This is a genomic window from Brevundimonas sp. (genome assembly GCF_965227765.1).
In the GTDB taxonomy this organism is placed as follows: Bacteria; Pseudomonadota; Alphaproteobacteria; order Caulobacterales; family Caulobacteraceae; genus Brevundimonas.
Window position 1 is genome coordinate 1,359,310 of sequence record NZ_OZ245778.1, and the last position, 12,731, is coordinate 1,372,040.

The 12,731-nt window shown below is 66.1% G+C and carries 10 protein-coding genes; 6 read left to right on the top strand and 4 right to left on the bottom strand.

Annotation, left to right across the window (positions count from 1 at the left end; translation table 11 throughout):
• Position 1: 1 nt before the first annotated feature.
• Together ACO05L_RS06505 and ACO05L_RS06510 are read right to left on the bottom strand one after the other, a co-directional pair.
• Positions 2-1,003: an NAD(P)H-quinone oxidoreductase gene (locus ACO05L_RS06505; protein ID WP_421731353.1), complete on the bottom strand. Its 1,002-nt coding sequence runs from the start codon at positions 1,001-1,003 to the stop codon at positions 2-4.
• A gap of 95 nt (positions 1,004-1,098) precedes the next feature.
• Positions 1,099-1,932 (bottom strand): outer membrane protein, encoded by an 834-nt coding sequence (locus tag ACO05L_RS06510; RefSeq protein WP_421731354.1) that lies wholly within the window; start codon positions 1,930-1,932, stop codon positions 1,099-1,101.
• 233 nt (positions 1,933-2,165) lie between these two features.
• Here ACO05L_RS06510 and ACO05L_RS06515 point away from each other — a divergent pair, with 233 nt between their 5' ends.
• Positions 2,166-3,758, top strand: coding sequence for an alpha-amylase family glycosyl hydrolase (locus tag ACO05L_RS06515; protein ID WP_421731355.1), 1,593 nt, complete (start codon positions 2,166-2,168; stop codon positions 3,756-3,758).
• A gap of 38 nt (positions 3,759-3,796) precedes the next feature.
• Here ACO05L_RS06515 and ACO05L_RS06520 read toward each other — a convergent pair whose 3' ends face one another.
• Both ACO05L_RS06520 and leuA read right to left on the bottom strand, forming a co-directional pair.
• The gene (locus tag ACO05L_RS06520) at positions 3,797-5,257 is read right to left on the bottom strand and encodes a mannitol dehydrogenase family protein (RefSeq protein ID WP_421731356.1); all 1,461 of its coding nucleotides are present in this window, start codon (positions 5,255-5,257) and stop codon (positions 3,797-3,799) included.
• A gap of 109 nt (positions 5,258-5,366) precedes the next feature.
• Positions 5,367-7,034: a 2-isopropylmalate synthase gene (gene leuA, locus ACO05L_RS06525; protein WP_421731357.1), complete on the bottom strand. Its 1,668-nt coding sequence runs from the start codon at positions 7,032-7,034 to the stop codon at positions 5,367-5,369.
• Between the two features lie 336 nt (positions 7,035-7,370).
• Here leuA and ACO05L_RS06530 point away from each other — a divergent pair, with 336 nt between their 5' ends.
• The 5 genes from ACO05L_RS06530 to ACO05L_RS06550 all read left to right on the top strand — a co-directional run bounded on the left by ACO05L_RS06530 (position 7,371) and on the right by ACO05L_RS06550 (position 12,716).
• Positions 7,371-8,612: a TCR/Tet family MFS transporter gene (locus ACO05L_RS06530; protein WP_421731358.1), complete on the top strand. Its 1,242-nt coding sequence runs from the start codon at positions 7,371-7,373 to the stop codon at positions 8,610-8,612.
• 96 nt (positions 8,613-8,708) lie between these two features.
• Complete coding sequence (locus tag ACO05L_RS06535) at positions 8,709-10,103, top strand: Do family serine endopeptidase (RefSeq protein ID WP_421731639.1); 1,395 nt, start codon at positions 8,709-8,711, stop codon at positions 10,101-10,103.
• Positions 10,104-10,154: 51 nt separating this feature from the next.
• A complete protein-coding gene (locus tag ACO05L_RS06540; RefSeq protein WP_421731359.1) occupies positions 10,155-11,465 on the top strand; it encodes a replication-associated recombination protein A in 1,311 nt (436 codons plus the stop codon).
• A gap of 66 nt (positions 11,466-11,531) precedes the next feature.
• Positions 11,532-11,975, top strand: a complete 444-nt coding sequence (locus ACO05L_RS06545; protein ID WP_421731360.1) for a hypothetical protein — start codon at positions 11,532-11,534, stop codon at positions 11,973-11,975.
• A gap of 9 nt (positions 11,976-11,984) precedes the next feature.
• Complete coding sequence (locus tag ACO05L_RS06550; RefSeq protein WP_421731361.1) at positions 11,985-12,716, top strand: RluA family pseudouridine synthase; 732 nt, start codon at positions 11,985-11,987, stop codon at positions 12,714-12,716.
• Positions 12,717-12,731 lie beyond the last annotated feature (15 nt).

Below are 12,731 nucleotides of genomic sequence, written 5' to 3' on the forward strand. Positions count from 1 at the left end.
TTCAGGCATGGCGAGAAACGGTCAGGACGACCTTGCCGATGTGTTCGCCCGCTTCCATTCGTGCATGAGCCTGGGCGACCTGATCGAGGGCGAAGGTGGAGTCGATCACCGGGCGGATGCGGCCGCTCTCCAGCCAGGGCGACACGAACTGGCGCAGGGCTTCGGCGATCCGGGCCTTGGCGCCGATGGACTGCGGTCGCAGCGACGATCCGGTGTGCGTCAGCCGCTTGTGCACCATCAACCCCATGTCGGCCTCGCCCGTCCGACCGCCTGACGAGGCGATCTGGACGATCCGGCCATCCACCGCGGCGGCGCGGTAGTTGCGCGCCACATAGTCCCCGCCGACCATGTCGAGGATCACGTCAGCGCCGCCGCCATCGGTTACGGCGCGGACTTCGGCGACGAAATCCTGTGTGCGGTAGTTAACGGCGTGATCGGCGCCCAACGCCCGGCAGGCGTCGGCCTTGGCGTCAGATCCGACGGTGACGATGACTTTGGCGCCGAAAGCCTTGGCCATCTGGATCGCGGTCGTGCCGATCCCTGACGAGCCTCCGTGGATCAGCAGGGTTTCTCCCGGCGACAACCGTCCCCGATCAAAGACATTGGTCCAGACGGTAAAGAAGGTCTCGGGCACGGCCGCGCATTCGACGCTGGACATGTCCGCCGGCGCCGCGATGGCCAGATCTTCGTGAGCCAGCACGAACTCGGCGTAGCCGCCGCCGGACACCAGTGCCATCACCCGATCGCCGATCGTCCAGCGGGTCACGTCCGATCCCGTGGCCGTGACGAGGCCGCAGACCTCAAGGCCCAGGATGTCGGAAGCGCCAGGCGGGGGCGGATAGAGGCCGCGCCGTTGCATGATGTCGGGACGGTTTACGCCCGCCGCCTCGACCGCGATCACGATCTCGTCGGCGCCGGGCGTCGGGATCGGGCGCTCGACCAGGATCATCGCCTCGGGTCCGCCGGGCTCTGGCGCGACGACGGCCGTCATCATGGAAGTCATCGGCGAAGCTCCATCGCGATCAGAAGGCCTCCCTTGATACGCAAAGAGCCCGCCGTCCAGCGGGACGACGGGCTCGATCCGATCTCTGAAAGGGATCAGAAGCGGTAGTTCATGCCGATCTGCACTGCATGGACGTCAAAGCTGCTGCTGGAACGGATCATGTCCGTGCCGGTGGTGTTGGGCGCGAGGATAAAGGGGTTGGCCGGGCCGGCTGAACCCGGTCCGACGCGGATCACATAGTCCCCCGCGTCCAGCGACGTGTAGAGGTACTCGCCCGTGATGCTGAGGTTCGGAGCCAGCTTGTATTCGACGCCGCCGCCCGCCTGCCAGCCGTCAGCCTTGTCGTCGTCGGTGCTGGCGGTGAAGCTGTTGGCGCCATTGGTGGTGTAGAAGCGATTATCCACCTTGCCGACCGCGTAGCCGCCGGTGGCGTAAATCAGGGCGGGGCCATAGGCATAGCCGACGCGGGCGCGGGCTGCGGCGACGTGTTCCAGCTTGCGCGTGAACTGATAGGCGGCCGGCGTGACGCTGAAGCCTGTCGCGGCATCCTTCAGGTCGAAGGCGCTGACATCGGCGACGCCGCCGACGACGAACTGGCCGAACTGCCAGTCGTAACCGGCGCGAACACCGCCCTGAACGCCTTTGTTGTCGTCGCTACAGCCGCCGGGCGCAGCGTTCGAGTTGGCGCGACCGCCGCAGAAGCCTGGCGCAAAGGCGTCGGCGCCCGAGGGCGTCGTGACCGTGTCGCCGTAGTCGCCGTCCAGATTGCGGTCGAACAGCAGGGTTTCGCTGCCGTCGTCGTCGGCCATAGAGGCCCCTCCATAGACGCCGATGTAACCACCGGCCCAGTCCTGAGCCAGGACGGGAGAGGCCGATGCTGAGGCCAGGACTAGCGCGGCCGCAGCGGCCGATGTGGACAGGATTTTCATGTGCTTGGAGCCCTCTGGATGTCGATATCGACGCCAGTTGTGAGCGCCTAACGTCAACTACGAGGGGGTGTTGCGGCCGGATGCGGTGGCATCATGTCACGTCTCGGGTGCGGAACACGGACCCAGGAGGGGCGTTCGCGAGCCGCTGGCGAAGTCTGTTCCTATCCTTGGCTTGTCGATGCCGCAGCGCTCCATATGATCTGTTCGGCGGGGTGGATCGGGAAAGACAGGATATGGATATCACGGAGCCCTGGTGGCGCGGCGCGGTCCTTTATCAGGTCTATCCGCGCAGTTTCGCGGACACGAATGACGACGGGGTGGGGGACCTGCCGGGCGTCACGGCCCATCTGGATCATATCGCGTCGCTGGGCGTGGACGGCATTTGGCTTTCGCCCTTCTTTCCGTCGCCGATGGACGACTTCGGCTACGACGTTTCGGACTATGTTGGTGTCGATCCGATCTTCGGCAGCCTGGAGGATTTCGACGCTCTGGTGACGAAAGCTCACGCGCTGGGGCTGAAGGTCATCATCGATCAGGTCTATGCACACACCTCGGACCGCCACGCCTGGTTCGCCGAGAGCCGGACATCGCGGAGCAATGATCGCGCCGACTGGTATGTGTGGGCAGACGCCAAACCCGACGGTTCGCCGCCGTCGAACTGGCAATCGGTCTTCGGCGGCCCCGCCTGGACGTGGGATGCCCGTCGCGGCCAGTATTACATGCACAATTTCCTGGCCTCTCAGCCCCAGTTGAACGTGGCCTTGCCGGCGGTGCAGGACGCCCTTCTTGACGCGATGCGGTTCTGGCTGGACCGGGGCGTGGACGGGTTCCGGCTGGATGCCATCAACTTCGCCATGCACGATCCGGCACTGACCGATAATCCGCCGTCCTTGAAACCCGGCAAGCGGAGCCGACCGTTCGATTTTCAGGACCACCTGTTTAACCAGTCCCAGCCCCAGATCCCGGCCTTCCTGGGCCGTCTGCGACAGTTGGCGGACAGCTATGACGGCGATCGCTTTCTGGTGGCCGAAGTCGTAGGCGACCGCGCCGACGAGGAGATGAAACTCTATACTCGCAGTCCCGACCGGCTGCAGTCGGCCTATGGCTTTCTCTACCTCTATGCCGACCGGCTGACACCGGCTCTGATCGAGGCGGGGCCGGCGATATGGCCGGGCGAGCCGGGCGAGGGCTGGCCGTCCTGGGCCTTCTCCAACCACGATGCGCCACGGGCGTCGTCGCGGTGGTCCGAGGGTCGTGACGGGAAGGCGGTCGCGGCTGTGTTGATGCTGCTGCTGATGACGCTGCGCGGCAATGTCTTCGTCTATCAGGGCGAGGAACTGGGCCTGCCCCAAGCCGAGGTGCCGTTCGATCGCCTTGTCGATCCCGAGGCTATCGCCAACTGGCCCGAGACCCTGGGGCGCGACGGCGCGCGGACGCCGATGCCCTGGCAAGCCGACCAGCCGTGGGCGGGATTCTCGACCACCGAGCCCTGGCTGCCTGTCGATCCTCGCCATCCTGCGCTGGCGGTCGATGCTCAGGAAGCCGACCCGCAGTCCACATTGAATCTGTCGCGGCGCATGATCGGGCTGCGACGGAGCCACCCCGTTCTGAGAACTGGCGCGATGAAGGTCGTCTCGGCATCCTCGACCCTGCTGGTGTTTGAGAGGGGGGAGGGGGCGGAGGCTCTGCTCTGCGTCTTCAACCTGGGACATGGCGCCGAGGACTGGGCGGCGCCGGAGGGCTGGCGTGTGATCGCGAGCGTCAACATGGCGCCCGACAGTGGCCATCTGCCTGCGCTGGCTGGATGTGTGCTGGCCCGTGCTTGACGGAGCGGGCTAGAAACCGAGTTCGGCCGCAGCCAGGTTCAGCGTCCGCGAAGCGCCGACCGTGTGCAGAGAAGCCAGCCAGCGGCCAAGCGGTTCGACGAATTCCGGGTCATCGCCCAGGTCGCCGAACAGCGAGCGGATGGACAGGACGGGACAGGGATCGCCCATCCCCTCCAACGCCTTGTCACGCAGTAGCGCCGCCTGAGGGTGGCGGATATCCATTTCGATCCGGCCTCGTCCACGCCGGTCATGCGACGAATCCAGGCGGCCACGCCCAGCGCCAGCAGATCGACGCTGTCGCCCGACGCCAGCCGGTCGCGGACGGGGTCGAGCAGATAGTTCAGGGCCGCGTCCGCGTTCACGCGATCGACCGTGTCCTTGATCGTCGGGTTGGCGAACCGTTCGACCAGCCTGGCCTTGTAGGCCGGCAGGTCCACGCCGGGCACAGGCATCAGGGTCGGACCCGTCTCGCGATCCATCAGCGCCGCCATGTAGCGCGTCATGCGCGGGTCGCTCATGGTCTGATCGATGAAGGTGTGACCCATCAGCCGACCCAGGCCCGAGATCGCCAGGTGGCTGGCGTTCAGCAGGCGCAGTTTCATGAACTCATAGGGGGCGACATCGGCGACGAACTGAGCGCCCACCTCATCCCAGGCCGGGCGGCCATCGGCGAAGTCGTCCTCGATCACCCATTGACTGAAGGTCTCGCAGAAGATCGGCCAGGCGTCCTGGACACCATAGCGTTCGGCGAAGGCGGCGATGTCGGAGGGCTGGCTGACGGGCGTGATGCGATCGACCATCGTGCTGGGGAAACGGGCGTGTGTCGCGATCCAGTCGGCCAGGGCGGGGTCGCGCAGGGCGGCGAAGTCGAGCACGGCGGTCTTCAGCACCTCGCCATTGTGCTGGATGTTGTCGCAGCTCAGGGCGGTGAAGGCCCGGCGCCCGGCGTCCTTGCGGCGGCGATAGGCCTCGACGAGGATGCCGATGGCGGTGTGGGGGCGGTCGGGCGTGCGCAGATCGGCGGCGATGGCCGGATGGTCGAGGGCCAGCCGTTTGGTCGCCGCGTCGAGGCAATAGCCGTGCTCGGTCACGGTCAGGCTGACGATGCGTATGGTTTCGCCGTCTATGGCGTCCAGCAGGGCCGCGGAATCCTGACCGGCGAAGATGACCTGCGGGGTCGAGCCGATGACTGTGACCTGCTCGCCGTCCGCGTCCCGCTCGACCAGGCTGTAGAGGCCGTCCTGGGGCGCGAGCGCATCGCGGATGCGGGCATCGGCGGGCATCAGTCCCGCGCCGATGATGCCCCACGACAGGGCGTCGGCGCGTCGCTGCATCAGGTCGTGGGTATAGCGCGCCATATGCGCCCGATTAAAACCGCCAAAGCCCAGATGGACGATGCCCGGCGTGACCGCAGCTAAATCATAGGTCGGGGTGGCGATGATCGGCGCAAGCGACCCGAGGGTGTCGCGCGACAGGCGGGGAAGGGCGTTTGAGGTCATTCGGCATTCCGACACGCGACGGTGGCGGGCCGCCGACCTGACATTTCTGCCAGATCGATCGGCGGCCCGCAGCGGCCTGGATGCAGGAAGACTATGCCGAACGGCCCAGTCAGCTCCTCGCGTTGGTCGCAGCGCTGAGGATGGCCTTGACCGAAGCTGTCGCCACGTCGGTGTCGATGCCGACCCCGAACACGGTCCGACCCTGGCTGGTGCGGCACTCGACATAGGCGGCGGCCTGGGCGTCGGAGCCGTGACCGATGGCGTGTTCCTGATAGTCGGCGATGTCCAGATCGACCCCGGCGCCGTCGCGCAGCCCGTCCAGCACGCTGGACATCAGGCCGTTGCCGCGTCCGGAGACATGACGCTCCTGGCCGTCCAGGCTGATGCGGCCCGAGAACAGGCGTTCGCCGCCAGCCGCGCCGGTTTCCTGATAATCGATCAGCTTCAGCGGCTGGTCGCCGTTCAGGTGATAGGCGATCTCGAACGCGGTCCAGATGTCGGCGGCGTTCAGCTCGCGGCCCAGGTCGTCGGCCATCTGCTGCACCGGGCGGCTGAAGTCGGCCTGCAGGCGCTTGGGCAGTTTCAGCCCCTTGTCCTGTTCCAGAATCCAGGCGACGCCGCCCTTGCCGGACTGGGAGTTGACCCGGATCACGGCCTCATACGAACAGCCGATGTCGGCCGGGTCGATGGGCAGATACGGCACGTCCCAGAACTGGTCGTTACGCGCCTGCTGGGCCACGAAGCCCTTCTTGATCGCGTCCTGATGGCTGCCGGAAAAGGCGGTGAAGACCAGTTCGCCGGCGTAGGGGTGGCGCGGATGAACCGGCAGCTGGTTGCAGTGTTCGACCGTGCGGACGACCTCGCCGATGTCGGAGAAGTCCAGCTCCGGATCGACGCCTTGCGTGTACATATTCAGCGCCAGGGTCACCAGATCGACGTTGCCGGTCCGCTCGCCATTGCCGAACAGGCAGCCTTCGACCCGGTCGGCGCCGGCCATGACCGACAGTTCCGCGGCGGCGACGCCGGTGCCCCGGTCATTGTGCGGGTGGACCGAGATGATGACGCTGTCTCGGCGCGAGATGTTGCGTCCGAACCATTCGATCTGGTCGGCATAGATGTTGGGCGTGGCGCACTCGACGGTGGCCGGCAGGTTCAGGATCAGCGGCCGATCCGGCGTCGGCTGCAGGATGTCCATGACCGCCTCGCAGCACTCCAGCGAGAAATCCAGCTCGGCGGTGGAGAAGGTCTCGGGGCTGTATTCGAAACGCCAGTCGGTGTTTGGGCGCTTGGCCGCCTGATCGCGCAGCCATTTGGCAGCCTGTTCGGCGATGCCCCGGATCTCGGGACGCTCCATGCCGAACACGATGCGTCGCCATGCAGGCGAGACCGCGTTGTAGACATGGACCACCGCCTGCTTGGCCCCGTCCAGGCTGTCGAAGGTCTTCTCGATCAGATCTGCGCGGGCCTGGGTCAGGACCTGGGGCATGACATCGTCAGGGATGGCGCCGCGATCGGCCAGCGAACGGATGAAGTCGAACTCGGTCGCCCCGGCGGAGGGGAAGCCGACCTCGATCTCCTTGATGCCGATCTTCACCAGCAGGTCGAAGAAGCGCTGCTTCTTCTCGGCGTTCATCGGGTCGATCAGGGCCTGGTTGCCGTCGCGCATATCGGTCGACAGCCAGCGCGGCGCCTTGGTGATCGTCTTGGACGGCCAGGTCCGGTCGGGGATGTCGACCTGAGGAAAGGCGCGGTATTTTACGGACGGATCGCGCAACATGGACGCGTCTCCTTTTAAATCAGTGTGTTTGGATCAGGTGCGAACGGCATCGCTTGCCGCCGCCGGATAGCCGTCAGCCCCGGCGGCCGCCCATAAGTCGAAGCTGCGCAACGCCCGTAAGGCGTGCGGCAAGCGTCAGAAGGGGCGACATGGAACGATCCATGCCCGCGACCTAGCCCGCTTTGGCGATGCGCGCATCAAAAATGCGCACGGGCCGACCATTTCGGTTCTCAACGTGTAACCCCTGCCGATCCGCACAGTGTCCGGTCCACGCAGGATGGATAGCGCGCGTCCTTGCTTGGGAGTATCCAGAGCGGCCCTTCTCCTGGCTGTTGCATGTCCATCCTCAACCTGCGTTCCCACAAGGCCGCGCTCGGCTTCATCTTCGTGACCGCCGTGCTCGATGTCATCTCGATGGGGCTGGTCATCCCGGTCCTGCCATCCCTGATCGAGGAGTTCGCGGGCTCGAACGCCGCGGCCGGTATCTGGAACGGAGCCTTTGTCGCCATGTGGGCGGCGATGCAGTTCATCGCTTCGCCGGTCATCGGATCGCTGTCGGATCAATACGGGCGCCGGCCGGTGATCCTGCTGTCCTGCGCCGGGATGGCGGCCGATTGGGTGCTGATGGCCCTGGCGCCCAGCCTGTGGTGGCTGGCGGTCGGGCGACTGCTGGGCGGTCTGACCTCGTCCAGCTTCACCACCATCTACGCCTATATGGCCGACATCACCGCGCCGGAGAAGCGGGCGCGGGCCTATGGGCTGATCGGCGCGGCCTTCTCGGGCGGGTTCGTCTTGGGGCCAGTGCTGGGCGGGTTCCTGGGCGAGTATGACGCGCGGCTGCCCTTCTGGGCGGCGGCGGCCCTGTCGGCTGCGGCCTTCGTGTATGGGGCGGTGGTCCTGCCCGAGAGCCTGCCCCCGGAAAAACGGATGCGCTTCAGCTGGCGACGCGCCAACCCGGTCGGGGCCATGGTCCTGCTGCTGCGGCACCGCGAGCTGACCGGGCTCTCGATTGTGAACTTCCTGCTCTATTTCGCACATCACGTCTTTTCGGCGGTGTTCGTGCTCTACGCCGCCTATCGTTACGGCTGGGGTCCGCGCGAGGTCGGCTTCCTTCTGGCCATGGTGGGTTTGCTCGACATGGCGGTCCAGGGCGTGGTGATCGGCCCGGTGGTGAAGCGGCTGGGCGACCGGGGGACGATGATCCTGGGCCTGTTCGGCGGCGCTCTGGGCGTGGCCATGATGGGCTGGGCGCCGACGGGCCTGATGTTCGCTCTGGCCATGCTGCCCAACGCCCTGTGGGGGCTGGCGATGCCGACGATCCAGTCGCTGATGACGCGTCAGGTCTCCGAAAGCGAACAGGGTCAGCTTCAGGGCGCGAACATGAGCGTGGCATCGGTCGCCGGCGTTATGTCGCCCTTGTTCTTCGGTTGGGTCTATTCAATATCCGTGGGGCAGGGGACGGCGCCGGCGGTGTCCGGTTTCGCCTTCTACATCGCCGGCGCCATCCTGCTGGCGGCGGCCGTCATCGGCTGGGTCGTCGCGCGCCGGGCGGAACGGAGCGAGGCCGCCGCCGCTTAAGCCTCAGTCCATCAAGCGTGGCCGCCATCATGCCGCCGGATTGGCGGAGAGAAATACAATCAAATGACCCACTCCGTGCCCGATCTGAAGGTTCTCATGAAGTCGTCCACTGTTGCGATCGCCTCCGTCCTGCTGCTGGCCGCCTGCGGCAACGCCAACGAGACCAAGGCCCAGGACGGCGTCTTCGCGGAGCCCACGACACGCAGCGTCCCGACCGACGCCCTGGCGATGAAGTCCAGTTTCGCGCCTGTGGTTCGGCAGGCGGCGCCCGCGGTGGTGAATATTTCGGCCCGGTCGGTGCAGCGGGTGTCCGACCCCTTCTTCGAGATGTTCGGCGGCGGGATGCCGCGCCAGCGCGTCGCCGAATCCGCCGGCTCGGGCGTGATCGTGCGTTCGGACGGAATCGTCGTGACCAACAACCACGTCATCGAGAACGCTCAGCAGATCCGCGTGGTCCTCAATGATCGGCGCGAGTTCCCGGCCCGCGTAATCCTGGCTGACGCCCGCTCCGACATCGCCGTGCTGCAGCTTGAGGGGGTCACCGACCAATTGCCCGTCCTGGCTGTCGACGACCGCGAGGAACAGCAGGTCGGCGACCTGGTCCTGGCCATCGGCAACCCGTTTGGCGTGGGCCAGACGGTGACCAACGGCATTATTTCGGCCCTGAACCGGACCGAGACAGGCATTTCTGACTCCGGCTCTTTCATCCAGACGGACGCGGCGATCAATCCGGGCAATTCCGGCGGCGCCCTGGTCGACATGGACGGCGACCTGATCGGCATCAACACCGCCATCTTCTCGCGGTCGGGCTCATCGGCGGGTGTGGGCTTCGCGGTCCCTGCAGCCATGGTGAAGCGCGTAATCGACAGCGCGATCGGCGGCGCCACTGCGGTCGTTCGACCCTGGCTGGGCGTGAAGGGCGAAAGCGTCCGCGCCGACATCGCCCGCAGCCTAGGCCTGGAGCGGCCACAGGGCCTGATCGTGACCGAGGTCTATGTCGGCGGTCCCGGCGCGCGTGCAGGCATCCAGGAAGGCGACGTCATCACGGCTGTCTCGGGCCAGGAGATCAATGACCAGAGCGGCCTGAACTTCCGCGTCGGTACTCACAATCCGAACGAAACCGTGCGGGTCTCGATCCTGCGTGACGGACGGCCGATGACGCTGGACGCGCGGGTCCAGGCTCTGCCGGGCAATGCCGATCTGGAACAGGGTGTGATCATCGCCCGTGGCCCGTTGACCGGCCTGAAGGTGGCCTCCCTGACCCCCGCCCTGGCCGACCGTCTGGGCGGCGATCCCTTTGCGCGAGGGGTGATGATCACCCAGGTCGCCAGAGGCTCGAACGCCTATCGCTATCGCTTCCAGCCGGGTGACCTGATCCGCGACATCAATGGGCGAAGCGTGACCTCGGTCGAGATGGTGGAGCGCGTTACCGGCCCGACCCAACTGACCATCGAGCGTCAGGGTCGCCGTATCCAGGGCACGGTGCGTTGATCGCTGTTTGTGCGTGAAATGCCACGGCTGAGCGCCTATCCGTAGCGGCTCATGACTGACCTCTTCGAAGCCTCCGGCATCCTGCCTCCCGACGCGCCCTTGGCCGACCGGCTGCGACCGCGCACCCTCGAAGAGGTGGTGGGCCAGGATCACCTGCTGGGCGAAGGCGGGCCGATCCGGCGGATGATCGAGGCCGGGCGTCTGGGGTCGATGATCCTTTGGGGACCTCCCGGCACCGGCAAGACGACCATCGCCCGTCTTCTGGCCAAGGCGGCGGGCTATGAGTTCCAGCAAATCTCGGCCGTCTTCTCGGGCGTCGCCGATCTGAAGAAGGCGTTCGAGGCGGCTCGGATGCGTCGCGCTGCGGGGCAATCGACCCTGTTGTTCGTGGACGAGATCCACCGTTTCAATCGCGCGCAGCAGGACGGTTTTCTGCCCTTCGTGGAGGAGGGGGTCGTCACCCTGGTCGGCGCGACGACCGAGAACCCGTCGTTCGAACTGAACGGCGCTCTGCTGTCGCGGTCACAGGTCTATGTGCTGAAACGGCTGGATGATGCAGCGCTGAATCAACTGTTGATTCGAGCCGAGGCGCATGAGGAGAAGCCGCTCCCGCTGACCCCGGAGGCGCGCCACGCTTTGCTGGCCCTGGCCGATGGCGACGGCCGCTACCTGCTGACCATGACAGAGGTGCTGTTCGCCCTGCCGGACGACGTCATGCTGGACGTGCAGGGGCTGGCCGGAACGCTTCAGAAGCGGGCTCCAGCTTACGACAAATCGAGAGAAGAACACTATAACCTGATATCCGCGCTGCATAAATCGGTTCGCGGGTCGGATCCTGATGCGGCCCTCTACTGGCTCGCCCGGATGCTGAACGGCGGCGAGGATCCGCTCTATCTCGCGCGTCGGATCGTGCGGATGGCGGTCGAGGACATCGGCGAGGCCGATCCCCTGTCCATCCTCGTCGCCAATGCGGCCAAGGACACCTACGACTTCCTGGGCAGTCCCGAGGGCGAGCTGGCCCTGGCCCAGGCCGTGGTCCATCTGGCGACCGCGCCCAAGTCGGTGGGGGTTTATGAGGCCTTCAAGGCGGCCCGGAAGGCGGCGCATGAAACCGGCTCGCTGATGCCGCCCGCCCATATCCGAAACGCCCCGACCAAGCTGATGAAGTCGCTCGGCTACGGCAAGGGTTACCAGTACGATCCCGACACGCCCGAAGGCTTCTCCGGCGCCAACTTCTTCCCCGACGAGATGGAGCGTCGCACCTTCTACAAGCCCAAGGGCGAGGGGCATGAGGAGAAGGTCAAGGCGCGGCTGGAACGCTGGGCCGCGATGCGGGCGGCGATGGCCGGAGCGGATGACTGAACGCCGTTCATTGTCGGGGCCTGCGTAGAAGGCATAACCTCTCCCAAATATCCTTGGGAGGGGACTATGGCTGAATCGACGAAGACGCCCTGGCATCTTTGGGTCGTGGGCGGGGTGTCGCTGCTGTGGAATGCTTTCGGCGGCTACGACTTCATCATGACGACGACGCAGGGCGAGAATTACTTCCGCGCCTCTGGCTTCGATCAGCCGATGATCGACTATTTCAACGCCATGCCGGCCTGGATGTACGGGCCGTGGGCGATCGGCGTCTGGGGCGCGGTGTTGGGCTCGATCCTGCTGCTAGTGCGCCGCAAGCTGGCCGCGCCGGTGCTGGCTCTGTCGTTCCTCGGCGCTCTGATCAGCTTGATCTATCAGAAGATCATCGACGTTCCGCCGCCCCCACCGCCGGCCTTGGCGATGATGACGAATATGCCCTACGTCATCGTCCTGATCGCCGCCCTTCTGGCTTGGTACGCCTGGGCCATGGCGAAGCGGGGCGTGCTCCGCTAAGCGAGGCGGGTGAGCCCGCGCCAGCCAGTTTCCCTCAGTCCCGAAGACGTCGCCGCCGTCCGTTCGTGGGTGATCCACGAAGACGCCCATGTGATCGCCTTCAACAAGCCGTCCGGCCTGTCCAGCCAGGGCGGGCGGATCCAGGCCCATACGCTGGACGACCTGCTGTGGGCTTTTGCTCGTTCCAACGGCAAGCGGCCCGAACTCGTGCATCGGCTGGATCGCGACACCTCTGGCGTCATCCTGGCGGCCAAGACCAAGCCGGCGGCGGGGTTCCTGGGCAAGGCGATGCAGGCGCGCAAGTTTTCCAAGACCTATCTGGCCCTGCTGTCGGCGGCGCCCGAGCCACGAGCCGGAGTGATCGACGCGCCGCTGCTGCGCCAGGAGATCGGGCGCGAAAGCTACATGCGGGTCGTCGAGCCCGGTGTGGAAGGCGCCCAGGCCTCGGTCAGCCGCTATCGAACCCTGGCCGCGTCTGATGAGGGGGCCTTGGTCGAGTTGGAGCCGCAGACGGGGCGGATGCATCAGTTGCGGGTGCATATGGCCTCGATCGGAAGGCCTCTGGTTGGGGACGTGCGCTACGGCGGGGCGCTGACGGCGGCGGGGAGGGGGGCGCCCCGGCTGATGCTGCACGCCTCGAAACTGTCCTTCCCGCATCCCGAGGGCGGCCGCACGACGGTTGAGGCCCCCCTGCCTGAGGACTTTCAGGCCCTGGCTCAGGCCATGGGATTGAGCCGTTAAGGAACTTGTCGCCGA

What these genes read in the sequence shown, in the direction of transcription:
- ACO05L_RS06505 (WP_421731353.1), bottom strand. Translation starts at nt 1,003, where the DNA reads ATGACTTCCATGATGACGGCCGTCGTCGCGCCAGAGCCCGGCGGACCC.
- ACO05L_RS06510 (WP_421731354.1), bottom strand. Translation starts at nt 1,932, where the DNA reads ATGAAAATCCTGTCCACATCGGCCGCTGCGGCCGCGCTAGTCCTGGCC.
- ACO05L_RS06515 (WP_421731355.1), top strand. Translation starts at nt 2,166, where the DNA reads ATGGATATCACGGAGCCCTGGTGGCGCGGCGCGGTCCTTTATCAGGTC.
- ACO05L_RS06520 (WP_421731356.1), bottom strand. Translation starts at nt 5,257, where the DNA reads ATGACCTCAAACGCCCTTCCCCGCCTGTCGCGCGACACCCTCGGGTCG.
- leuA (WP_421731357.1), bottom strand. Translation starts at nt 7,034, where the DNA reads ATGTTGCGCGATCCGTCCGTAAAATACCGCGCCTTTCCTCAGGTCGAC.
- ACO05L_RS06530 (WP_421731358.1), top strand. Translation starts at nt 7,371, where the DNA reads ATGTCCATCCTCAACCTGCGTTCCCACAAGGCCGCGCTCGGCTTCATC.
- ACO05L_RS06535 (WP_421731639.1), top strand. Translation starts at nt 8,709, where the DNA reads ATGAAGTCGTCCACTGTTGCGATCGCCTCCGTCCTGCTGCTGGCCGCC.
- ACO05L_RS06540 (WP_421731359.1), top strand. Translation starts at nt 10,155, where the DNA reads ATGACTGACCTCTTCGAAGCCTCCGGCATCCTGCCTCCCGACGCGCCC.
- ACO05L_RS06545 (WP_421731360.1), top strand. Translation starts at nt 11,532, where the DNA reads ATGGCTGAATCGACGAAGACGCCCTGGCATCTTTGGGTCGTGGGCGGG.